The sequence below is a fragment of the Dickeya sp. ws52 genome (assembly GCF_007210685.1).
Taxonomy (GTDB): Bacteria; Pseudomonadota; Gammaproteobacteria; order Enterobacterales; family Enterobacteriaceae; genus Dickeya; species Dickeya chrysanthemi.
The window spans coordinates 155,002-180,081 of record NZ_SZVX01000011.1; the positions used below are offsets into that span (position 1 = coordinate 155,002).

Genomic DNA, 25,080 nt, shown 5'->3' on the forward strand with positions numbered 1-25,080 from the left:
GTCCATTACTGGGCTTTCTGCTGCTGCCGGTTGGCGGCGATGGTTTGATTCAGGCGTTTCACGTCGTTTTCCGTCAGGCGCAGATACTCGTCGTAGGACACCTGATTGTTCAGATATTGGGTGAAACGGGTCAGGATAATTGGGTACAGCTCGTTGCCGCCCAGACTTTCCATTTTTTCCCAGTCGAACACGTAAGCCGGGATGTGGGCTATCTCGGTACGGGCGGTGTTCAGCCCGTCGATCACGTGCTGATCCTTGGTCTGATAGTGCAGATCGGGAATATCGGCGCCGACAATAATGTTGAAGCGCTCGCCGATTTCACGCTGGATGGCGTCGCTACCCAGCCATTCCATAAACTCCGCCACTTCTTTCGGGTGTTTGCTGGTCTTAAACGGCATGATAAAGGTGGCGCCGCCCATCGAAATACATTTTTCCTTGCAGGGCGCCGGCAGCATTTTCCAGTCGAAACCGTTGCCGATTTGCTTGCTGAATTGGTTTAACTGCCAGTTGCCGGAGAAGTAGGTGACGATGTTGCCGTTCACGAAGTCGTCCGCCATGCTCTTGTACTGACCGCCGCCGGCGGCGCCCCACATTTCACGCGGGAAAATGCCCTCGTCCGACCAACGTTTCAGATCCTTGATCCACGCCTGCGCGGCGGCATCCGGGAAGTTGATCAGACCGTCTTTTTCGTAGCGTGTGCCGTAAGAATAAGCCGGACCGGAGAAACGAAAGCCGCTACGGTCGATGGTAAAGGGAATGGCGACGCCGGTTTTGGCCGCCACCTGTTTTGACGCCTGCATCAGTTGTTCCAGGGTGTAACCCGGTTGCGGCAGCGGCACGCCGGCCTGCTGGAACAGCGTGACGTTAACGAACGGCAGGTCGGCCGTCCAGGAGGCGACGAAGCCGGGCAGTGCGTTATCTTTGTGTACCCCTTTGATGCGCATGATTTTTTCAATGCCGGCGCCGTAGCGTTTTTCAAAACCGGCCGGGTCGGCCAGATACGGGCGCAGGTCAAGCGTGTAGGAGAGCAGGCCCATCTGGGTGGTTTTGGCGATATCCGGCCCGAGACCGGCGGCCAGTTGCATCGGCAATTGCGTTTGCAGTGCGTTATAGCCGGTGCTGACGAAATTCACGTCGATGTGATCGTTGTTTTGTGAAAACGTCTTCACCTTCTGTTCCATGAAATGGACCAGTTCCGGGTCATCGTCGCTATATAAAAACGTAATCTGTGTTTTTTCGGCGATGGCGTTGCTGCTGGCAACGGCGCCCAGCGTCATGAAGGAAAATAACAGTGCGTGCTGATAGCGATTCATCATTCTCTCCCACCCATTATAAATAGCTGACCCGGCATGGGTCAGGCTGCAGGCGCGTTGGCATTATTGACTGATGGCCTCGGATATATCCGACAGTCCCTGATGTATCAATGCAAATTTGCATGAATGGTCCATTTTGCGACTCATCATGAACAAAAATAGCGTCCTTTTTTGTGAAGCATATTAAATATATTTCGACTAATCGCTGAGTCAATGTCTTTTTGTGATAAGAATCGCATATTGTTCACGCGATAATTTACTCTATAATGCAAAAATACGATGTTAACATGCAAATTACCAAATTATGCAAATTTGCATTAATTGCGTACTCATACTGAGTCTGGTATTGAAAAAGACGTTGCGCCAAATAAAGGCGCAGTGCGCACAATAACAGTGCAAATAAAGTTCATTAGGTATTTCTTAGCCATTGGTATTTTTTATTGGGTAATAAATTTTTTGATATTTCATTTATTCATTCGCTCGGTAACAAGGATTCACCATGAATATCGGTTGGATGTTAAAGAAAAACAGCGTGGTTAACCGGTTTATGATTACCGACCTGGAGGAGAAATATTATCCTGCAGAAGCGGATACCTTGCCGGATAATGTCAACTATCGCTTTATTAATGGCTTTGTCGATGTCGGCGTTTTGCCTTGCCGGGTACGTTTTTTGCGGGAAACGGCGCCGCGTGAAGTCAATCTGCCGGAGCAACTGCGTTTTCGCACCCTGTGGAGCGGCGGCGATGACAGCCAGTCGGTCAATTTCAGCGATTTCTGGCCGTGCCCTACCCATGTACAACGCTTCGCCCGGTGTTATCTGTACAGCGATAGCCTGCAAACAGCGCCCTTCCAGCTCTCTACCTGCGGCGGCGTGACCGTCTGGCTGAATGGCCGACGGATTTGCCGTTTTACCCCGTTCAGCCGCAACACCGAGCAGCAATGCGAGCTGACGCTGCCCTTACAACTGGGGCTGAACACGCTGGTGGTGCATACCGAAGAGCTATGCGAGCGCGATACCGACTATTTATTCAGCCTGCGCTATCTCGGCGAAACGCCGCTGCGTTGGCAGGTGGCGCCGGATGCGTCCTGCAGCGAACGCATGTGGGCGCTGGATAACTGGATCAACAACCTGTCGCTGGTCGAGAACCTGACCGACAGCGACACCCTGACCTTGCGTGCCGCCGCCCCCTTGCCGGAAGCGGTCGAGGTACATCATCAACTGGCGTGCAACGTTAACGAGTCGATGCCGCCCTGGCAGCAGGCGTTGTCGCTGGCGGCGGGCAATAGCGGCTGGCAGGTCGCGCTGCCGACGGGGCTGGTCGGCTATTACGACCTGGTCTGCCGTGTGCGGTGTGGCGACATGACCCTGACGCGCACGGTCAGTTTCGGGCGCCTGCCGACGCAAACGTTGTCTGCACGCGCCATGCCGGCATTGGCGACGCTGGACGCCCGGCGCGATTATCTGCTGCGCCACACCGCGTTGCACGGCTTTGAGCGCATCGGCCGGGTACTGGCGATGTTCGCCACCGGCGAAGGAACGGCGGACATGATGCCTATCCTCAATCAGGCGCTGCACAAAATCAGCCGCCGGGAAGACTGCGCCGACTTTCAACTGGTGCCGCTGATCTGGCTGTGGCAACGCTATCAGGGCCAGCGGCTGGCCGCCCATGACTGGCGGCGCGTACGCAGCGCGATCCTGGGTTTTCGTTACTGGATCGACGAACCGGGCAACGACACCATGTGGTTCTGGAGCGAAAACCACTGCCTGTGCTTCCACGTCGCGCAGTATCTGGCCGGGCAAAACTTTCCCGATGCGGTGTTCGTGTGCAGCGGCCGTAAAGGACGCGAACAGCAGGCCATCGCCCGTCAACGGTTGGACAGATGGTTCGACGCCATTCTGGAACACGGGCTGGTGGAGTGGAATTCCGCGGCGTACTACCCCATCGATTTAATCGGGCTGGTGGCGTTAGCCGAGCTGGCCTGCGACGACAGCCTGCGCGAACGCGCCCGCACGGTGATCGACCGCATTCTGCTGATGACCGCCTGGGTACATCAAAACGGTGTGGCGGTCGGCACGATGGGGCGCGCGTACGACAAGGAGCTGCGCTCCGGCATGTTGACCGAGTTGTCCGGGCTGTGCGCGCTTGTCTGGGGCGAGGGCTGGCTGATTCCGCATTGCGCGGCTTTGCCGTTGCTGTGCCTGAGTCAGTACCAGCCGCCGGAGGAAAGCTACGCTATCGCTGATTGGCGATCGCCGCAGGGGGCGCAGGCGCGTTGGGTGCAGGGGTTGAACCGTAGCGCCCGCGTCATCGCCTGGAAACAGCCGGACGTGGCGTTTTCTTCGGTATTCGACCACCACCCCGGCCAGCCGGGGCACCAGCAGCATGTGCTGGATATCCGTCTCGGCCGTCATTATGCCGCGCGGTTGTGGGTGAACCATCCCGGCGAGGATCGCCCGGACGGCGTGCATCGCCCGTCTTATTGGGCGGGTAACGGCCGCCTGCCGCATGTGATGCAGCACCGCAATCGCGCCTGGATTGTCTTCGACTTGCAGCAGGATCTGCGCCGCTGGACTCACCTTTACCTGCCGCGTACCGCGCTGGACGAGGTCGTCGTGGAGCCGAACTGGTGCTTTGTGCGCGGCGGCAACGGTTACGCGGCGCTGCACAATCCGGCCGGGCTGCAACCTTACACGCCGGACGGCGGGCAGCCGGACAGCGAATTACGTGCCGAAGGCGAGCGCAACGTCTGGTACATCGCGGTGGACAGCGGGCAGGGCACGGCGGATTTTCCGGCGTTTATCGCGCGCTTTCGCCGCCGTCAGGCACAGTGGACGGACGACGGCGCCGTACAGTTCGACGACCCGGATTACGGCCTGATGCGCTGGCATCCGGCGAGCGGTTTTGCCGTCAATCATCATCCTTTTGTTTTTCCCGACACGGTGTCGGTGATTCCCGAGCGTACCGAGGAGGATCGGTAACATGACAACACAAGCTATGAGCGCAGCCGCCGGCAGCCGGCAGATTGATGCGCTGCTGGATAAGGTGGCGCTGGCGTTCTGCCGCCTGAAGGCCATCGACAGCGTGAGCGTGAGCGACGGTGCACAGACCCGCGACGCGCTGACTATCCAGTTTGAAGAGTGGGACTGGGAAGTCGGCGTCGGGTTGTACGGCTTCTGGAAACTGGCGCAACAGCGGCAGGACCACGCCATGCTGGCGGCGCTGGAGCAGTGGTACGAACAAAAATTGCAGGCCGGGCTGCCGCCGCGCCAAATCAACTCCACCGCACCGATGCTGGTGCTGGCGTTGCTGTGTCGCGATAACCCGCGTCCACACTGGCTGGCGGCGGTGGAGGAGTGGGCCGACTGGCTGCTGCATTCGCTGCCGAAAACCGAGGACGGCGGTTTCCAGCACACGGTGAAAGAGCGCCCCAATACCGGGCAACTGTGGGACGACACGTTATTTATGGCCGGGCTGTTCCTGGTGGTCAGCGCCGGGGTGCTCAAACGCCGCGAACTGCTGGAAGAGGCGGAGTACCAGTTGCTGACCCATGCCCGCTATCTGGCGGATGCCACCACCGGGCTGTGGTATCACGGCTGGACGTTCCTGGGCCGCCATCACTACGCCGGCGCATTCTGGGGGCGCGGGAATGCCTGGGTCACGCTGGTGCTGCCGGAAATTTGCTCTCTGGCGGATTCGCCGCTCTCGGTGCCGGTACGCCGCACACTGGAGGCGATTCTCACCCAGCAGACGCGCGCGCTGGCGGTGTGTCAGCACCCGTCGGGGTTGTGGCACACGCTGCTTAACGATCCGGATTCACCGCTGGAAACGTCCGCCAGCGCCGGCTTCATCGCCGGTATTTTGACGGCGCGTCGGCTCGGTATGCTGGCGGATTTCCCGCAGGAGGTGCTGGATAAAGGGCTGGCGGCGGTAGTGGCGCAAATTGATGAACAGGGTGTGGTACAGGGCGTGTCGGATGGGACGGCGATGGGGCACGACCTACAGTTTTATCACGATATCCCCAATGTCGCCGTGCCGTACGGGCAGGCGCTGGTCATGCTGATGCTGCTGGCGCAGCGACATTCTGTTTGAAAAACAGAACTGGGTTTGAAAACAGAAACAGGTTGGAGGAAGCGGTGATGGCGAGTCTGGAACTGAAAAACGTCCATAAAAGCTATGGGTCGATACAGATTATCAAAGGCGTGGATTTGACCATCCGCGACGGGGAATTCATGGTGTTTGTCGGGCCGTCTGGCTGCGGCAAGTCCACGTTATTACGGATGATCGCCGGCCTGGAGCCCATCACCGACGGCGAGCTGTGGATCGGCGATCGCAAGGTTAACGACCTCAGCCCGGCGGAGCGAAAAATCGCGATGGTGTTCCAGTCTTACGCGCTGTATCCGCATTTGTCGGTGCGTAAAAATCTGGCGTTCGGGCTGGAAAACCTGCATTTCCCGAAAGATGAAATCGAGCGGCGCATTGAGGAGGCCGCCCGCATGTTGGGGCTGGAACCCTATCTGGATCGCAAGCCACGGGCGTTGTCCGGCGGGCAGCAGCAGCGCGTGGCGATCGGCCGCGCCATCGTACGCGACCCGGACCTGTTCCTGTTCGACGAACCCTTATCCAACCTGGACGCCAAACTGCGGGTGCAAACCCGTGGTGAACTGACCCGCCTGCACCAAAAGTTACGCACCACCATGATTTACGTCACCCACGATCAGATTGAAGCGATGACGATGGCGCAACGTATCGTGGTACTCAACGGCGGCCGCATCGAACAGGTAGGGACGCCGCTGGAGCTGTTCAACCGGCCGAAAAACAAGTTCGTCGCCGGGTTCATCGGTTCGCCGCGCATGAACATGTTTCGCGCCACCATCAGCAGCGCCTCGGACGACGGGGTGGAGGTGCGTTGTCCGTCCGGCGACCTGCTGCGCCTGCCGTTTCGCGGCGAAGAGGGCAAAACGGTGGAGTTGGGTATTCGGCCGTCGCACTGCCAACTGGTGAAAGAGCATGACGAGGGCGTGTCGTTGTGCATCGACCGCTGCGAAATGATGGGGCATGAAACCTTTATCTATGGCCGCTGTGCCGGCATCGAGGATGAGATGATCGTGCATCTGCCGGGGCATCACGAATTCCGTACCGGCGAGCTGGTGTTCGTTCGCTTCCCTGAGAGCTATTGCCACCTGTTTGACGCCGAAAGCGGCCAAACGTTGCCGCGCCTGGGCGAACAGGATGCCTGACGGCGGCGGCGCGCGGCGCGTGCAAGCCGCCGTGGGCGAAAGAACGAAAAACCGCTGTGAGCGAAAAACAGCCGTGAGCGAAAAAAAACCATGAGCAAAACATCATGATTGGGAGACAACCATGAACCGAAAATCGCTGATTCAGCCCGGTGCGTCATTGGTCGATACGCTGGTGACGCCGGTGGAAAGATCGGTCAATCTGCTGCAAAAATTCGGCGGTCGCCGGGTAATGCCGTGGTTTTTCATCGCACCGAACATGTTGTTGTTCGCCGTGTTCGTATTCATTCCGATTCTGCTGGCGGTGTGCTACGCCTTTACCGGCGGCACCAACATCCTGCTGTGGGACCGGCCGTACGTCGGGTTGCAGAACTTCGCCACTCTGCTGCGCTGCGAGCAGTATACGATGCCGTCGACCTGTGAGCAGGACCTGTTCTGGACCGGTATCTACAACACCGCCTCCTTCACCTTTTTCAATGTCGTCTTTACGCTCGGCGTCGCGCTGGTGACCGCGCTGATCCTCAATCGTAAGATCATCGCCCGCGGCTTTTTCCGCGCCATTTTCTTCTACCCGGTGTTGCTGTCGCCGGTGGTGGTGGGGCTGGTGTGGCAGTGGTTTCTTAACCGCAACGGGTTGCTGAATCTGGTGTTGTCGTCGCTGGGCGGTCAGCCGGTGACCTTTTTGCTGGAGCCGTCGCTGGCGCGTTTTTGGGTGGTGTTCGTATCGGTGTGGTTTCACGTCGGCTTTTATACCCTGATTCTGCTGGCCGGGTTACAGGCCATCCCCCGCGATATCTATGAGGCGGCGGCGGTGGACGGCACGTCACGCTGGCGCGGTTTCTATACGCTGACGCTGCCGCTGCTGGCACCCAATATTCTGGTGGTGGTTATCCTGTTGACCATTCACAGCGTGCAGATTTTCGATGAAGCTTGGGTATTGACCAACGGCGGCGGGCCGGGCACCGCCAACAACTTTATTGTGCAGTACATCTATCAGACCGCGTTTTCGTCCAATGCGTCGCTGTACGGGCTGGCGTCGGCGGCCTCGGTGCTGATGGGGCTGGTGTTGATGATCCTGACGGCGTTGCAGTTTCTGCTCACCCGCCGTCTGGAAGGCAAAAAATAACCGGGAGTCGGCATGATGAAGATCATCACGTTTCTTACCCGCACCCGTTATCCGGGGCGGATTCACATCACCGACATCCTGAGCTGGATGTGGCTGGTGGTCGGTACGTTGCTGGTGTTGATTCCGGTAATGTGGGCGGCGATGTCGTCGCTGAAAACGCCGTCGGAAATCAACCGTTTTCCGCCCAGTTTTCTGCCGGAGGCCGCCAGTACCGTCACGTTGCCCGATTACCCGAAACCGCTGGAACTGTGGCAGGCGAAGCAGGACGACGGCAGCAACAAGACGCTGGCGATGGTGCGGCGCATTGGTTTGCTGGCGCAAATGGTCGATCCTAAAGCGCCGCAAGAGGTGATACGGGTGCCGGTGCAAAACCTGACGCCGCAGAAAACCTTGCATCTGGAAACCGACAACTACACTACGCCGATGTCGAAATTCCACTTCACCACCTACCTGAAAAACACCGTGTTCGTGACGGTGATGGCGACGCTGCTGACGCTGCTGCTCAGTTCGATGGCGGCATTTGCGCTGGCGAAATACGAGTTTCGCGGGCGCGGCACGGTGCTGACGCTGTTTCTGTCTACCATGATGATCCCGCTGTCGGTGGTGATGGTGCCGACCTTTCTGGTGGTGATCGGCCTGCGGATGGGCGACAACTTGTGGGGGGTGATTATCCCGACGGTCGCCACGCCCACCGGGGTATTCTTGCTGCGTCAGTACATGCTGACGATTCCGGATGAGCTGATCGAAGCCGCGCGTATCGATGCCGCCAGCGAGTTTCGCATCTACTGGAAGATCATTCTGCCGCTCACCGCGCCGGCGCTGGCGGTGCTGGCGATCTTCTCGGTTATCTGGCGTTGGAACGATTTCCTGTGGCCGCTGATTGTGTTGTCCAGCCAGGATAACTTCACGCTGCAAATCGGTTTGAATGCGTTTCAGGGGCAGTTCTCGGTGCAGTGGCACTATATTCTGGCGATGACCATGTTGTCGCTGCTGCCGGTGACGGCGGTGTTTGTGTTCCTGCAAAAATACATCACCACCGGTATTGCCAGCACAGGAATGAAATAAATGACGACGCTTAAGGACATCGCCGAGCGCGCGGGCGTGTCGATCAGTACGGTATCGCGGGTGCTGAACGGCACTGCGCCCATCAGCGCCAAAGTACGCCAGCAGATTATGGCGATCGCCGTTGAGCAGGGCTATCCGCTGCATAAGACGAACAAAACGGCCGAGACCCCGGAGCCGCTGCGGCACATTATGCTGGCGACGCCACGGAATCTGATGCTGGAAAACGACCTTAATCTGGTGTCGCTGACGCTGATTAACCGGCTGAAAACCCTGTGCCAGCAGCGCAATATCCAGCTCAGTCCGTTTGTCGGCGAGCCGGACAGCATCAATGAACAGCAATTGTTGCAGGCGCTGCGGGGCGGCAAGGCCAACGGCATTCTGATCGTCAATGACGACCATCCGACGTTGCTGAACGCGGTGGCGGAAAGCGGCGTACCGGCGGTATTGATCAACGGCGAAGACCCGACCATGCGGCTTAACACCGTGATGCCGGCCAACTACTATGCGGCGACGGCGGCGGTGCGCTATCTGATAGCACAGGGGCATCGTCGTATCCTGCACCTGACCTGGCCTTCGCGTCAGACCATCCGCGAACGTGAGCGCGGCTATCGCAGCGCGCTGGCGCAGGCCGCTATCGCACCGGATGAACGGCTGATTCTGTCACTGCCGGATTTCCAGCCGTTGACCGCTCGCGACGCGTTGCTCGACTGGCTGGCCCGCCACCCGGACCGGCTGGGCGTGACCGCCATTTTCTGCGCCGCCGATAATCAGGCCATCGGCGTGGCCGATGCGCTCAGCCAGCACGGTCTGCGGGTGCCGGACGATATCTCGGTAATGGGGATGGACGACATCCTGCCGCTCGATATGCTGCCGCTGTCGCTCACCACGGTGCGTTTGCCGTTCGAAGAGATGGCGCGCGCTGCGCTGCACCTGCTGACTCAACAACTGCTGCCTGCACAGGCGCTCGGCGTCGCCCAGCGTATCGAGCTGGCCGGGCATCTGGTTGTCAGGGAGTCGGTGCGGGGGAATTAATGCGGCCTGTTATTATTGAGGGATAAAAATGCCTATACCCGGCATATTTCAAGTTGCAGGTGTGTTGGCTCTCCTTGCTCACCCCAGTCACTTACTTGAGTAAGCTCCTGGGGATTCGCTGCGTTGCCGTCTTCCTGCAACTCGAATTATTTTGGGTATAGGTATTTAAAAACTTACAAGAAATTATATATGGATCGTACCATTGGAAAAAAGACGGACACGCCCTCCAATGCGTGTAAACATATCTTTTACCTCAGCATGAACATATCCGCGCTGCCGTGAGTATTGTTCGGCAAGGAGCGTTTTTTTGTTAAGCTTTTCAGCCCAATATCTTGCTAAAATAGCATGAGAAGAACCTGTTACCGGGTCTTCAAGCACACCTAATCGTGGGCAAAAAAAACGACTAACGTAGTCAATGGAATCATACCCAGAGGCAGTTATTGCTAAGCCTCGTCCAGGTAATTCAAGTAGTTTTTCCGGGTTGGGTATAAATGAAATAACGTCATCAATATGTGGTAATATAATGATGGTGTCTGTACAGTGATAAGCATCAACACAATTTAGTGTAATGGATTTTAATATCTCTATGTTGGGTAATGGCGATAGGTTTTGGCAAGGGAAATCCATCCAATATATATCATCTTCTCTTGTTACATCAAAAATACCATCGCGCCAGGAGAAACTAATTCTTTCTTTTTTACCGGCGGCAATATGCTCATTTAAGGTATGTGCTGCTGCAAGTGTAGCATGACCTGCCATATACACCTCTTTTAGCGGTGTAAACCAGCGAATTTCACACTTTGTGTCCGTTGGGTATAAAAAGGTTGTTTCCGGCAGATTATTTTGGGCAGCAATTGCTTGCATCACGTCATCAGGTAACCATTTATCTAAAATAATGGTTGCAGCGGGGTTACCGCTAAATGAATGCTCACAAAAGGCATTGCTAATAATTTGAGTGTATTGTGTCATTCATGTTCTTCTCTGGAGGGAAATGATTCTTCATTTAGTCCTGTACTAAGTCCGTCCCACGAGCGAGTGTTATTTTTTATGGCATATTGACGCACTCCATCAAAGCCTTTTTTTATACCCCATTCAAGCAGCATAGTACGCTCCCCTTTATACTCATAGAAAGGTACAGAAAAACCACATGATGTTTGCACACTCGATATTTTTAAGGTAATAACCTGACGATTACCTGGCCTGGCTCCGCCGAAACGTTGCTCCCATTGACCCCAGTCTGGATTTCCCGGGTATATAACCTGCCCTTTACCATATAATCTCAGAATAAGAGGGTCTTGTTCAAAGCTACAAAACATAATTGTCAGCCTGCCATTTTCCAATAAATGTGCAGCAGTTTCATTACCACTGCCAATAAAATTCATGAAGGCAACATTTTTTTTGTCAATAACCAGAAAGGTATCCATCCCTTTTGGAGATAGGTTGATTAAACCATTATTTGGAGCACTAGCGACAAAAAATATCTTCTGATGTTGAATAAAGTGAATTAAATTTTCATCTAGTTGTTCATAAAAATTAGACATTCTTCGCCTTTTTACTTTCATTGTTTATAAAGTTGTCTGTTTTATCAACAGAATATAACCAGACTTTCCGAGAGAACCATAAAAATATCGACGTTATTATCATGAAAGATAATCCCATAACATAAAAGTATGCCGAAGGATCTTCCTGGGGATGGACAAGGTCGGACAAACTACCCGATAGAAAATAACCAATACCTATGCCAGCAGACATTAGACCCAATTTACTTGCCCGGTTGCGGGAACCGACAATATTAGCTGCGTAATTATAGACTGTCGGCAGTATCAGTATCTCCGATGCAGTAATCAGCGTCATAAAAATAGCCAGGTGAAATTTATTGCTTTCAACGACACCATTACCTAAAAATATGAATGAAGCAGCCATCATTGGTGCTGCCAGCCAAAGTTTTAATGTCACCGATGGTTTAAAACGACGCATAATAAACTCAGCGACAGGTGTCAGTAACATAAATAACAATGGATTAAGGCTGACTAATATTGATGCAGGTAGTTTCTCTCCTTGAAAACTAAAACCAATATCAGTGGTAACTTTAAAGAAAGTACTCCAGATTTGTTCAAATTGAGTTAAAAATAATGCCAGCATGATATTGACTGTAATGAGTCCTACAGTCATATTTGAATGAGGTTTAACATGAAGAGGCAAGGTACTTTCTTTAAACATCTCGTTGGGGTTAGATTTAAATGTTGTGCTGAGTAATACCAACAGTCCAGCTATACCCAAAATGCACAGCGTGAGAATCCCTTGCTGAGGGGGTGTCAAAAACACAATTAAAGGCGCAATGAAAGCCCCCATATTTACACAAAAAAACATCAATCTAAAATGTATGCCATTGTTATTTTTATCCATGGAGCCAATATCTGCCACACAAGTCACAGCGGCTGGGTCAAATATACCATGACCAACCGCCAGCATAATCAATGCCAATAAGAGAAAAATAGGGCTATTGGCTTGAAATATCAGCGCTATTCCTCCTATCAGCATCATGCTTAAACCTAATTTAGCTGCATGTAATGAGCCTGTTCGGTCAGCAATAACCCCACCTAAAATAGGAAGAAGTACGGCTGATGAAATGAAAATCCCATATACTTTTCCAACGTTTTGCCCTGCTATTACTGAACGTGATAATAACTCGGTAAATAACAGGGTGCGGAAACCATAAAACAGAGTTCTTTGCGTGAATATTGCAAATAGCAAATTTTTCATCAATCGGTATTAACCTTATAAGATATTCGTTTTCTAATGGTGTCTGCGACGCTTTCAAGAGAAAAGCTTGGTGCACCCGTTAACCAAATGCTTATTGGTAAGGTAAGTAAATCTACCGTAGGGGAAATATATTCACCTATTTTAACAGAGCAACTATGGCTGAAATAATGATTGATGTTTGAAATGTTATCTAGCCCTTCTATACCCAGAAGAGTACCACTTTCTGTATTCGGAATACTCACTATCCATACGGGATGGTTGTTTATTCCATCGTATATTTCTTTCTCTTGATTACCTAAATAAGAGAGAACTGTTTCTGTAAATACATCAAATGCACCCGTATCGGCAAAAATGGTTGCCATCCCTAATCCTGCCGGCCTGGCGCCTATTTCGACCATGACAGGGCCTTTGGCATCAATAAAAAACTCACCATGTACAGGGCCATATTTTATGCCGGTCGCTTTGACTACACCTTTGGCATATTCTTTAAGGGCTGCATATCGAGGATCATTGCACTCTACAGTAAACGTATCCTGATATAAATTTGATGCATATTGATTTTTTGTCTTTCTGTATTGCCAAATATCAGTTACATAAATATCATTACCATTTGCGAATAAATTCACTACATATTCAGTGCCATTGATAAACTCTTCTATGATGCAATCATTTTGTTTGCGTTGGAATGGATCGTAATTTCCAATGATTTTTAAAAATGCAATTTCAAAATCACTGTCATTGTTACAAATAAATACATTGAAAGAGGCTGCACCTGTTGGTGTTTTAACTACGACGGGATAACCAATCTGTCTTGAAAATGAAAGGCCACTAGTCAAATTATCTACGCGTTTATATTGTGCTACGCGTAAGCCTGCTTTGCTAACGGCGTCTTTCATCATCCCTTTATCACGACGAGCCATCGCTAAATCGGGATAGTTGCTCGGTAGATCTAATGCCGATGCGACATGATCTGCCAGTTCGACACCTGCGTCAGAACCTGGGATAACGGCTTTAATATTATTTTTATACGGTGCTAGTTTTTCTATCGCCTCTTTAATGTCATTAGCACAGATAAATTTTTCCACCTGTTCGTGAAAATAACCATTAGGAGAAACATAAGAAGCATGTAAATTTTTATATAATGATTCTGCTCGCGTCAGTAATACCAATACTTGGTAGCCAAGGTTTTTGGCTGCAAGAATATAACGCTCTCCTGCAGAGAGCGGGTCAACAATTAAAATTGCATTCATAGCAATTTACCAATAAATTTTTCTTCTACCGCGAGTGGCACTAACTCATTAACATAAGCGCGTGCTTCGTCAGCCAAACAAGTTGAAAGATAACGTTCCGTTTGACTGGTGGCGATGACTAATATTTTTTTCCCTTTATTTTCCGGGTTAGCAGCCATTTCCAATGCTGCTGCAATGACGGCACCTGAAGATGCACCTATCAATAGACCTTCTTTTTCAATAATACGTCGTGCTGTATCGTAGGCATGATCGACATTAACAATAGAATATCCATCGATAACGGAACGATCTAGCGTTTTTGGAATAAATCCGGGGCCTATTCCGATTAGGCCATGATTAGCCGTTGCTTCTCCTGGCGGAGTTTTACCAGAGAGTACCGCAGCCCCTTCTGGCTCAACAGCAATAACTTTTATTGCTGGTTTGCGTGATTTCAGGTAATTACCGATACCACTGATATGTCCTCCTGTTCCTGATGCTGCGATAAATATATCAATATCACCTTCGGTTTGTTCCCATATTTCCTCACCAGTACGAAGGTGTGCACCTGGATTATCTGGATTTCGTGTTTGGTCTACGACAAAAACATCCGGATTGTTCTCTACGTACTCCAATGATTTCGCCACCGGGCCGACAAGTCCTTGTGCCTCTGGGGTCAATATTAGATTGGCACCCATCATCCTTAGCAAAATCTTACGTTCTATCGAAACAAATTCTGGAAGAATGATGGTTAAATGATACCCTTTTGCAGCACAGACGGCGGCTAATGAAATACCTGTGTTACCACTGGTTGCCTCAACAACATGCCCACCCGGCTTCAAACGCCCATCTTGTTCAGCTTTTTCTATTATCTCTAATGCTATGCGATCTTTAATTGAGCCCCAGGGGTTAAGATATTCAAGTTTTACAAAAATACTTGCATAAAACCCTTCAGTGATATTATTGAGCTTAATGATAGGTGTTGAGCCTGTTGCTGAAAAAATACTATTTTCTTTCATGTTTATTCTTCATTTTATTAATAATTAAATTCACGAGAGAAATTTGTATAAACGTTCATAAACAATGAAGCGCCTAAGCGGATGCCACGAGCTATTAATTCTTTACTTTCTTCATCATTATTGGCCCAGTCTTCCTCTACTACTGCTAAAAAGTCTTCTGCATGTTCAATGTCTATTTCTTTATGCAGTGCATAATGGGTGATTTTCTCTTCTGGCAGCCAGTCATGCTTAATAATGGCCTGGCAAATTAGCGAGGATATCTCGACAAAAATACGTTCTATGCTGCTGAATACTGCAGCGGCTAACCGGTAATCTTCAAAAGTTGCAATCCCTTTAAGCGCCACATTGAATATTTCAATATTGGCGGAAATCGGTGTTTTTTCCAGATCTTTAGCATTGCCACCTAGTCTGTCAATTAGCGTTAAAATAGTACGACCATGAATTTTATCAGGTATGCCTTTACCATGTTCCTCCCAGAGATTCTCAACAATTTTCATTCTTCTCTGTGCATTGGGGATATTTGCAATCATAGAAGCCATTGGACGAGAGAAAAATTGAACTAAATGGGCGAATTGCATTTGTGAGTCAATGAACCCCTGTTTTGATATTTCCCCGTTGATTAATTTTGAAAAATAAGGATGTTCCGCAACATTCATTGCATAAGTTGTGGTCTCAAGGAGGTCTTTTAAGTCTACAGGTAATGACATTCTTACATTTCCTTTGTTTAATTGATTAAAATGCAATAAAAAAATAACTTCATTTTTTCATCACATATGGCGAACTGACTGAAATATGGGATGCAAGTTTTCCTATTACAATATACCCCTCATACGTTAAGTTGCAGGTGCGTTGGCTTTCTTACTCGGCCCATAAATGGGCCTTGCCCTACGGGCCGCAGCAGCCGCGTTCAAATCAGCTAATGCCGATTTGTCCTTCACCCCAGTGACTCACTTGAGTAAGCTCCCAGGTATTTGCTGCATCGCTGCGTTACAAGGCTCATTGAGCTTTGTAACGCGGTGCGTTGTTCAGCACATGGGCGTGTTGTCCTGCAACTCGAATTATTTTGGGTATATACAGAATTGCAACTTTAATAAGACAATATGGAAACATACTATTGTTTATTTTTGAAAACTGTCAATAGCGGTTATGGGCTAAAAGTAAATGTATCTTTATCTCAATACAGACATTTTCAGGTGTTAATTATTCCATTTTTAACAGAATTTAACTCCAGGTTTAATTTTAAATTCAATACACTCCACTAATTTTTTTGCTTTGTTGAATATCTTGAAATAAGATCATCGCCTTATTTTTTTGTAATTTAATTTTTATTTTATTGTTTTTGTTGAAATTAAATTCTTCAAATGTGAAAAATAAAAGTGTTAGTGATTGTTGGTCACGCGTGGTTGTCTGTACTCACGGATTTCGCTCCCGCCGGGTTTTTCGCAGGCGTTGCAGCACGGTAATGGCGACGACCACGGCGGCGAACAGCAGCAAGATTAGCGTTTGGTATTGCTGCCAGTACGGATCCGCCACCAGCGCCAGCATCAGCGTTGCCGCGAACAGCACCACAAACCCCGCGAACCACAGCGACTCGGTGACTTTGCGTACCGGAAACAGCCACAGGCTGACGACCCCGGTAACGACAATCCCCCAGAAGGTGATAAACAGGATCAGGCGCAGCACCCAGCGGTTGGGGCAGACGACGTCTATCACCGCGTTGGCGGCGGAAACCAACTGCGCCAACGGGGTCGGCAGGCTGGCGACGGGGTAGTAGGTGCGGCTGATGAGTTGTTGGCTGGCGTCGTCGAGCGGCAGCGGCCAGTATGCCGCACTGAGAAAACTCCAACTGCTGTAGCGCACCAGTTCCGTCAGTTCGGTGATTTGCCGGCGGTTGGCGTCGGTAATCAGAACAGGCACCATTTTGCGGTACAGCCCGGCAACGTCGGTTTGCGGTTGCTGACTGAGAAACTGGCGCAGGTCGCTCAACTGGTCGCGTGTCCGGCGCGATTCCCCCGCGCCATCGGGCGTATCCGATTGCAGAATAAACCGGTCGATATACGGCAGCAGCGCTTGCAGATTATCCAGCGTATAGAACCCCTGTTGCTTTAGCAGCGATTCCACCGGCACCAGCAGGTTAATGGCGTAGCGCGGCGGCGCATTGTCGTCGTGTCCGGCGGGCGTGAGCGCGTTACGTAATGCCTGCACAAAGCGAATAAAGCGCAGTTGACCGGCGCGACCGGCGAGCGGCGTCAGGTCGACGTCCAGCGTGACGCCGTCCGCCATCGTATCCCGCGTGCTTACGCCAAAGGTGAGCCAGGGCTTGGCCCGGTTAGCCCAGCCGTCAAGCGGCGTCTGCACGCTGTTGCTCAACTGGGCCACCAGCGATGGAGTGAACAGGCCGGCGAGCGTTGACGGCGACAATGCCCTCGGCGAGGACACCACCAGGTCGATAGCGGTACGGTAGCGGTGCGCCAGCCGGATGAAATCGGAATAGGGGCGGTTTTCCCGCCAGTTGGGCGGCAACACCAGTTGTGGGCCGCGCGTAGCCGGTACGATCGCCGCGGAAAAATAGCCGATACGGTCCAGTTGGCGAAAGTTAAGCGTTTGTCCCTCGGCCAGTGGTTGCCAGTATGGATAAAAGCCATAGAAGGTGGCGTCGTCGCCGTTAATGTTTGGGGTGCTATCTTCACAACCACAGTCAGCGGGGGCGCGCCAGACCATCGGCGCTGCCGCTAACGTGGGGACGCCGTTTTTGCGGGCGATCGCCTCAATGCGTTGCCGGTCCTGCGGGTTGAGGCGGCTCAGCCCGGCCAGCTTCATCGCCACCTCCCACTGATAATGGTCGGCAAACGGCATATCTTTCAGCGTGGTCAGCCGTGCCAGCGTCTCTTTATCCGGCGCGACCAGATTGAGCGTCTGATACCACTGTTCCAGCGCGGGTTGATTGAGCGAGTACGCCGCCGGCGTGCCGGACTCGGCGTCTGGACGGGGATTGGCGTCCCTGACTCGCTCCTGCATACCGGCAGCACTGTTGCCGCCCGGTGTGGACGTTCGAGAAGGTGAGGCGCGATGGGCGAGACCGTCGCTGATTGGCACGACGTCTACGATGCGCCGCAGGATCTGCTCTTCCTCGTTGGGCCGCGGTTGCGTGCCGGGCAGTTGTCGAATCAACGGGCGTACTGCGTTGTTCAGCGCCACCAAACTGGTGAACTGATAGCCTGCCAGCGCGTCCAGTTGGCTTTGAATCGCATTGCGCTCCGTCAGTGTGCGCAGGTCATCCCCCGTTAACGCGTAGTACTGCAACGGCGTTGCTGCCGGCGGTGGGGCGTCTTCATCGGCCTGCGCCGTCAGGAACGCGATGGTTTGCCGCATCGGCCACTGCAACAATTCCGGTGCGCTCATGTGGCTGCGCCAGTAAGGAAAGAGCTGACCCAGCTCCGACACCTTGCTCATCGAGACCAGCAAGGTGTCGGCGAAGGCGTTGTTATTGGGCGGCGGCGTGATGTTGAACTCGCCGCAAAACGTCGCCAGCCATTGACGAGTCCTGGGGCCGGGCCGCCCGTCGGCAACCGGGTTGCCCGCCTGATACGACGGGTCATCCTGATAAATAAGCGACAGTGTATCTTGCGTAATATGAGTAAAACGTCGGCTATCCATCCGTTCCAGCGCCTGACGGCACTGGGTGTAAGCCGGCGCTTGTGCTACGGCGGCGGGGGCCGGTGCGACAGCTATCGGCGCAGCATCGACGACCGGTGAGAGCAGTGTTCCCCACGCAAACAGTACTTTCCATGAAAACAGTACTTTCCATGAAAACCGTAATGCCGACGGCCGCGCCGGCGTTGCATTGTGCCGGGTGATGCGATTAATGCTCATTTTAAAGGTTCTCTCTTAGAGCCTATCCCATTAGGGCTATTTCACTGGCCATTTTGGCCCTGGGCAGTGCTCGAAATCCTCACGTACTGCGTGTACGCTCCGGTCTCTCCGCGGCTTCCCGAGTCCAAACTGGCTGCGCCAATAACGCCTACTGGGATAGGCTCCTGGCGGTAATCCGTGAGATGGGGCCGTCTGTCGCGTTTAGCGCCAGACCACGTGCAGCGGCCTGTCCATCCAGGGGTATTTAATGGTCGAATATCCCCACGGCAGCCGGTCGAGCAGCATGTCGAACGGGCCCGGCATCACCTCCAGTTTCCAGCTATCCGCCTGTCGCCACAGGGTGCCTTCGCGTTGCAAAAAGGTCTGACGTAGCCCGTCCGCCGTGGTATGGCCTAACGCGTTCCAGTGTTGCAGGATGGCTGCCAGCAAGGCGTCCAACGTGTCGCGGGCGGCGGCGTCCGGCGGCATGGTTAACGGTAACGGTGCGTTGAGCGGCAGGCCGCACAGCAGCTTATTCAGCGCCAGTTGGTATTCGGCGTACAACGGTTGCGGGTCGACCAGATACTGCAGGCAGTAAATGGCCTGATAGCGGGCAAGTTCCTCGGGAAACGCGCCGTCCTGCGCCAGCGCCAGCCGCGTCAGCAGGCGGGCAAGGTAGGGCGAGGCCAGCACCAGCCCGGCGTTGGCGATGGCGATCGGTTCGTCGGCGGGCAGGGCGTCGTCACCCCGCCAGTCTGGGAAGGTGGCGGTCGTGACCGGCGGCGCTATCTGGTCGTTGTCGGCAAGGTCCGCGGGCGGCGGCAACGCAAGAGTCTGTTCGGGCGACGGTACGGCCGTGGCGGTAGCGGCAGGCGGTGTGTCCTGATGCAGGCCGGCATCGGTAATCAGCCGTTGCACACGATCGGCCAGCGTGCGGGTGGCCGGTAACGGCTCAGTCTGCGCCTGCTCCAGCAGAAAGCGGTAAAACACCGCCGGTGATGACGTGTGGTGGCGTGTTTGCCAGTCGGCGGCTAACTGGTGCAGAAAGTCGCGTATAAACGTGGCGATATCGGCCGATGAACCGGCAGTGAACAGCGCGTGATACAGCGCGCGCCAGAGCAGATGCTCCAGTGCCTGCGACGCACCGTAGTAGGCCGGGTGGCGATGACAGAGGTTAGCGATAAAGCGGCCGTACGGCTGCAACGCCAGAAAATCACTGCGGCGTAACAGCAGCAGTAAGGCGGTGTGCAGAGTGTCGGGCAACGCTGTCGCCAGCCGTTCGCTCTGCGCGGCGGAATGCAGCGCCGGCAGTAAAATGCGGCGGATAGCCTCCGGTTGTGAAGGCAGTAGGCGCGCCAGCGCGGCGCAGAGCGCGGCTATCTCGCGGTCGGTCAGGGTTGCCGGGGCGTCCCCGGCGAACTGCTGCAACACGGCTAGCGCGCCGTCGTCGTCCAGTGTCGGCGGCGGGGGTGTTTGGGTTTGCGCCGGTATCGTGGCCGTCGGCTCGTCGGCGGGCGCCGTTTGTGGCGGCGTCATGGCGGCGTGCGGATCGGCATGGCTGACCGCATCGCGTATCGCCACCCAATCCGGCGTATGGTTGGCGGCGAGGGATGCGATCATCTGCCCATAAAACGCCTGCTGTTGCGCCAGGCTCAGGCGTCGGGTCACGTTGTCGAGCGCCGTTGACAGGCTACGCAGGCTGGCCGACGGCTGACGCAGCATGATCAACAGCGCCAGCAACCGGGCAGCCTGCGACGGACGCAGCGCCGCGCACAGTCGTTGCCAACCGGCAGGATAGTGTGTCGAAACCGCCAGCCAACGTTGCACCAGCAACGGGTGATGAGCCTGTAACTGTTGCAGGCAGCGCAACAGGTCGACACCGGCAGGCGCTGATGCGGCGCGCGCCCGGTCCGGCGAGACATAACGGCGTGCCGGATCGCCGTGGACCAAGACCTCGTGCAGGTATTGGTAGCAGACGGCATCCAGTAATGGGTGCGGCGACGTAGGGAAATCGGCATCGATCCGGCCCGGTGCCGCAGCGGGTGGCGGTGTGGGCGGCGACGGCGGCGAGAGCGGTGTTGCGGCCGGCGTTTCGTCGTCGTGCAGGCGGTGGAGCAACGAGAGTAACGCCCGGCGTACCTCGGTATCGGCCGGGGTATGGCGTACATGCTGCAACAACGCGTCGACTAACGCCGAATGCGACAGGTTATGGTGCGCCGCCAGTTGCCGCAGCAGCGTTTCCAGATAACTGTTGCGGTTAAACTCGCCGCCGCGCCCGGCCAGCAGGTAGCTGAACGTGAGGCTCCACAGGCTATGCGTCAGTAGCGGGTCGCCGGGCGACTGAGGCGAGCGGGCGGCGATAGCCGACTGGCCGACGCGCACCTCTTCCAGCAGGTCGCGGATAAAGGGGGCGTCTGCCGGTTCCAGCAAGGTCAACAGGCGATAACGCGCCGTGGCGGAAAAACGCACCGCCCAGCGCTGACGCAACTGGCTCTGCTGCCCACTGGCGATCAATTCCGGGCGTAGCAGCGATAGCATCGCCGGAGGGCATTGGCGCCACACCTGATTCAGCGCCGCCTCATCCGCCTGTTGCAGCGCGGCGGCCCATTGGCGCCGGAGCCTCTGGAGATGGGCGTCGATATCGGCGTCGGGTTGCCCGGTGATGACGCAGACCGTTGCCCGACGCTGTACCGGCTGTGCGCCCGGCATGAACGCCGACCGGCGCGGCAGCGGTCGGGCAAGCGGAGCCATTTCTCCCCACAAGGTCGTCAGCAGCGACAGCAACGGCTGTTTCAGCGCCCGTTCGCCCGGCCAGGCAGCCAGGCGCAGATAGAGCGTTTGCAGCACGTCGGTTCGCTCCATATTGTGATGCGCCGCCAGCCGGCCGATCAGCCCGGCCATGTAACGCTGTTTGTTGAACTGGCCGCCGCGTTGTACCAGCAGGTAATGCAGGGTGAATTCCCGCAACAGTGGATGCGGCGAGGGCTGCTGTTCTGCTGCGCTCACCTCGTCGGGCCGGCTAAACCATGCCGGCTGCCCGAGCACCTGCTGAATAAACGGCTGCGCCTGTGGCGCCAGCAGCGTCAACAAGTCATTGAACGCGTTGTCATCCAGCGCCTGCGCCATAGCGCGTACGACATCGGGTTGTTGCCCGCAGGCATACAACGCCAGCAGAAACCGGGGGCGCTGGGTGCCGAGCAGCGTCGCCCAGACGGGCAGTAATTCCTGGTGCAGGCGGTGCCGACTTAATGCCTGATGGATGCGCCGGTGCCAGTAGCGATGCAACCGCCCCCGCAGCGTGGCGGGCATCGCCTCGGGTTCCGGTTGCGCCGCCAGACAGCACAGCGCCATATCCTGATGGGCGGGCGTCAATTGTTCCAGCCAACTGTGGAGCGCGGTGGCCGGCAGTTGCGATACCAGCCGGGCGAGCAGGTCGGCCGGTCGGGCGCTGGCGCTCAGTAACCGGTTGACGTCGCCGTAATGTCGTCGCACGGCATCGGCCAGCCAGTGCCGGTGGTGGGTGGCCTGCCGCCAGCCGTGCCGATCGGCATAATGCCAGGGCATCACGCCGTGTTGCAGGAAAAACTGTAGCTGACGCCATTGTGCCGCCGGGCCGTCCAGTATCTGTATTTCCGTCGTCTCGGCTTCGTGCGTGTGGCTGGCAGGTGCGGCGGCAGGTTGCTGTGCGCGCAACGCCTCCGCCAGTTGTTGTCGTAGCGCCGCCAGCAGCGCTGATGCCAGATCCGACGCGGGCAGCGCGCCCAGATCGAGCGTTAGCTGGTCGATAACCCACAGTTGATGCGGCGGCGAAGACTGATCAAACAGCGCGTCAATCAACGGCAACAATTGGTGTTGCACGAAATGCGGGGCATCGCGCTCGAATCGTTCCGCCTCGGACGGATGGCAAAAATTGAGCGTCAGGCTGGCGGTGTGAATCCGGTGTGGCTGCGTCATGCGTCCGGTCCTTGTGGTTGAGAAAATAGGGGGTGAGAAAATGAGGGTTGAGACAAGGGCGAGGGCGAATTCAACGATTGCAACAACGCCATCAGCCGGGCGGCGGCCTCGTCGCACGGTGGCTGACCGGGGAAGTGACGCCGGGCGTCGAGCCAGGCCAGCCATAAGGGTTCGAACGCGTTCATGGCATCCAGACCGAGCCAGTGGCAGCGTGGCAACAGATGCGCCGGGCACTGACGGGCGATCAGTGCCTCCGCCTGCCCCCGGAAGACCGGATCGCCGCCACGGGCGGTATATCCGGGCAGGATCAGACTGAGCTGCCCGTTAAAGCGGTCGCCGCCAAGGTGGCCGGGATGCAACGTCGGGCGCAGCAGCAGATGCTCCACCACATACACCCCTTCGCACTGTTGATTTAGCTGGATCAGCGTGCGGCGTAATTGATTGATGAAGTGCACCAGTTGCGCCGGCCGGCTGCTGTCGCCCAGATACAGCCACTGCGTGTTGCGTGCGTCCGCCGTCGGCGATAGCCGGAACAACGCCTGATAGCGGCTGCCGGTGCGCGGCGGCGCAATACGGTAGCGCGCCAGCGTCACGCCGTGTTGCAACAGCGTGACCGGTAACAAATGGCGGCACAGTGCGTGTAGATCGCGTGCCGTTGCCGCCGCTTCGGCGCTGCCGGGCGCGGGCGCTTCCCGCAACGGGACATCCAGCAACCTGTCGAGCGCGGGCCGGTCCAGCGATTGCAGCGGTGATGGGCTCCCGGCGTGATGCGGCACATCGCCGGCGTCGCTGAACCGCCACCCCTGCCGGGCGAGCGTCTGGCTATAAGGCCAGGCCCCGGCATCATCCATACCGAGCAGCAGTGCGACGCGCTCGGTGAACCCGCCGCGATTTTTACGGTGAGTCATCGGCCGACAGGTATTGAAACCGGCGCCGCGATCGCGGGTCAGGTGATCGATGGACTGAATAAACCGGCTTGGATAATCAAGCTGCCGGTGGTTGTGGGCATCGTCATCCGATGCATCGCCCGGTTGATGCCACAACCGGGCGTCCAGTGTTTCGCCGTACAACGCCAGCAGGTAGTCGAGCACTCGCCCTTTGCGGTCCGGATAGTGGTCGATAGCGGCCAGTAGGGCGGAAAAGCGCGACGCCGCGTCGTCCGGGTAGAGGTCATCCACCCCGCGGAACTGCTCATCGCTCAGTAGGCCGAAGGCATAACTGCGCCCGGTGTCGAGGGCGGGCGAAAACAGGGCGCGCAGGTTAGCCAGATTGGCGCAAAAGTTAGCCATCAGTTGTTCAAACAGCAGCAGGTAACCGCGAAATTGCTGTATCTGGCGCTGTTCCTGCTGGTTCATCGCGGCAGGAAAGCGCGGGGCGTCCAGCCGGTAGACGGCGGGAAACAGCGCCTGAATAGAGCGATAGTCCGCCAGCGCACGCCAGCGGCCTTGCGGCGGCGGGGTCAGCGCGGCGGCCTGACGGCGGATCTGCTCACGCAGGGCGCCGCTTTGCAATTGACGCCGCACCAGCCGGATGCTCATGGCGCTGAAATCAATCGGCAGCGGATGGCTTTGATGGGTCAGGCTGAGGTGAATGTCGTCGTGCTTTTTCGGCAGCAGGAACCAGTCGCCGGGATTGAGATGCGTCACGGCACCGTCGGCGGCCGCTTCGTCAGCCGACGACGGCAGCAACCGTAATTGCCGGATGTGGCTGATGCCCTCAATGCTGATGAGCCGGGTATAGAGTGCGGATACCGGTTTGGCGACGGCAATCGGGTCGGCGTCGGGCGTCGGGTGATCGTCGATCAACGACGCCTCATCGTGACGATCATCCGTTACGCTGCCGTTACTGACGCTTTCGCCGCGCAGCCACTGAACGGCCTGCACGTAAATTTCCGCCGCCAGCACCTCGGCATTATCGTGGCGTTGCAGCTCGATATCGGCGTACAGCGTCAGCCCGCGGCTATCGATGATGCGAACGTCGGCGAGGTCTTCGCACAGGTTGCGGTTGCGGTGGTAAACCTGCGTCACCGCTGCGATTGTCTCGTCGCGCAGCGCCGGATAGTGCTCGCAACGTTGACGCGCCGATTCGCTCAGCAGCAGGTCGATCCGGTGGCGGCCCTGGGCATCCGACGTGACCCACGCCCGCTCCACGTCGTCCACCGCATCCTGTATCACACGCTGATAATCCTGCCGGGTACAGGGGCGCGCCGGAAAAATCCTCTCCGGCGGCATCAGCCCCTGTGCGGCGAAATCGAGCCGGCCATCGGGTTGCGTCAGATAATCCGCGACGTCGAAATCAGCGCGATACATCAAGTCGGTGAGGGCAAAGCACAACAGCTCCAGCAGCGTCACGCCGGGGTCGTGGAGGTTGTAGTCGGTCCAGCGGTTGCCGCTGAGCCGCTGGAGTTGCGCCAGCCCGGTGCGCACCAGGCTGGCGACGCCGTCGGGGTCGTCAAGCGGCGTTTGCCGTGGAATAAATGACGGTTGCGCCATAT

General features: G+C 55.6%; 16 protein-coding genes. 6 read left to right on the plus strand and 10 right to left on the minus strand.

Annotated elements, in window-relative coordinates:
- Positions 1–5: 5 nt before the first annotated feature.
- Positions 6–1,313, minus strand: a complete 1,308-nt coding sequence (locus tag FDP13_RS12640; protein ID WP_033575560.1) for an ABC transporter substrate-binding protein — start codon at positions 1,311–1,313, stop codon at positions 6–8.
- A gap of 499 nt (positions 1,314–1,812) precedes the next feature.
- Between FDP13_RS12640 and FDP13_RS12645 the strand changes: the two genes are divergently transcribed.
- The 6 genes from FDP13_RS12645 (at position 1,813) to FDP13_RS12670 (ending at position 9,772) form a co-directional block, all read left to right on the plus strand.
- Entirely contained in the window at positions 1,813–4,293 is a 2,481-nt protein-coding gene (locus FDP13_RS12645; RefSeq protein ID WP_143839570.1) for a hypothetical protein, read from the plus strand.
- A 1-nt stretch (position 4,294) separates the two neighbouring features.
- Positions 4,295–5,404, plus strand: a complete 1,110-nt coding sequence (locus tag FDP13_RS12650) for a glycoside hydrolase family 105 protein (RefSeq protein ID WP_143839571.1) — start codon at positions 4,295–4,297, stop codon at positions 5,402–5,404.
- Positions 5,405–5,451: 47 nt separating this feature from the next.
- Complete coding sequence (locus FDP13_RS12655) at positions 5,452–6,552, plus strand: ABC transporter ATP-binding protein (protein ID WP_033575544.1); 1,101 nt, start codon at positions 5,452–5,454, stop codon at positions 6,550–6,552.
- Between the two features lie 121 nt (positions 6,553–6,673).
- The gene (locus FDP13_RS12660) at positions 6,674–7,675 is read left to right on the plus strand and encodes a carbohydrate ABC transporter permease (protein WP_143839572.1); all 1,002 of its coding nucleotides are present in this window, start codon (positions 6,674–6,676) and stop codon (positions 7,673–7,675) included.
- A gap of 12 nt (positions 7,676–7,687) precedes the next feature.
- Positions 7,688–8,740 carry a carbohydrate ABC transporter permease gene (locus tag FDP13_RS12665; RefSeq protein ID WP_033575545.1) on the plus strand — a complete coding sequence of 351 codons (1,053 nt, stop codon included), beginning with the start codon at positions 7,688–7,690 and terminating at the stop codon, positions 8,738–8,740.
- The gene (locus FDP13_RS12670; protein ID WP_027710936.1) at positions 8,741–9,772 is read left to right on the plus strand and encodes a LacI family DNA-binding transcriptional regulator; all 1,032 of its coding nucleotides are present in this window, start codon (positions 8,741–8,743) and stop codon (positions 9,770–9,772) included.
- Positions 9,773–9,955: 183 nt separating this feature from the next.
- Here the strand turns inward: FDP13_RS12670 and FDP13_RS12675 are convergent, their stop codons facing one another.
- The 9 genes from FDP13_RS12675 to FDP13_RS12715 form a co-directional block, all read right to left on the minus strand.
- Entirely contained in the window at positions 9,956–10,741 is a 786-nt protein-coding gene (locus FDP13_RS12675) for a PhzF family phenazine biosynthesis protein (protein WP_143839573.1), read from the minus strand.
- Positions 10,738–11,313, minus strand: a complete 576-nt coding sequence (locus FDP13_RS12680; RefSeq protein WP_033575547.1) for a pyridoxamine 5'-phosphate oxidase family protein — start codon at positions 11,311–11,313, stop codon at positions 10,738–10,740. Before FDP13_RS12680 ends, FDP13_RS12675 begins: the two co-directional genes overlap by 4 nt.
- Entirely contained in the window at positions 11,306–12,535 is a 1,230-nt protein-coding gene (locus FDP13_RS12685) for an MFS transporter (RefSeq protein ID WP_143839574.1), read from the minus strand. Before FDP13_RS12685 ends, FDP13_RS12680 begins: the two co-directional genes overlap by 8 nt.
- On the minus strand, positions 12,535–13,785 hold the full coding sequence (locus FDP13_RS12690; protein WP_143839575.1) for an ATP-grasp domain-containing protein: 1,251 nt from the start codon (positions 13,783–13,785) through the stop codon (positions 12,535–12,537). Before FDP13_RS12690 ends, FDP13_RS12685 begins: the two co-directional genes overlap by 1 nt.
- Positions 13,782–14,780: a cysteine synthase A gene (cysK, locus tag FDP13_RS12695; RefSeq protein WP_072033774.1), complete on the minus strand. Its 999-nt coding sequence runs from the start codon at positions 14,778–14,780 to the stop codon at positions 13,782–13,784. Before cysK ends, FDP13_RS12690 begins: the two co-directional genes overlap by 4 nt.
- 17 nt (positions 14,781–14,797) lie before the next feature.
- Entirely contained in the window at positions 14,798–15,487 is a 690-nt protein-coding gene (locus FDP13_RS12700; RefSeq protein ID WP_033575550.1) for a TenA family transcriptional regulator, read from the minus strand.
- Between the two features lie 706 nt (positions 15,488–16,193).
- Positions 16,194–18,653 (minus strand): hypothetical protein, encoded by a 2,460-nt coding sequence (locus FDP13_RS12705; RefSeq protein ID WP_143839576.1) that lies wholly within the window; start codon positions 18,651–18,653, stop codon positions 16,194–16,196.
- 201 nt (positions 18,654–18,854) lie between these two features.
- Positions 18,855–22,586 (minus strand): contractile injection system tape measure protein, encoded by a 3,732-nt coding sequence (locus tag FDP13_RS12710; RefSeq protein ID WP_143839577.1) that lies wholly within the window; start codon positions 22,584–22,586, stop codon positions 18,855–18,857.
- Positions 22,583–25,078: a hypothetical protein gene (locus tag FDP13_RS12715; protein WP_143839578.1), complete on the minus strand. Its 2,496-nt coding sequence runs from the start codon at positions 25,076–25,078 to the stop codon at positions 22,583–22,585. The genes FDP13_RS12710 and FDP13_RS12715 overlap by 4 nt, the downstream gene beginning before the upstream one ends.
- Positions 25,079–25,080: the final 2 nt, after the last annotated feature.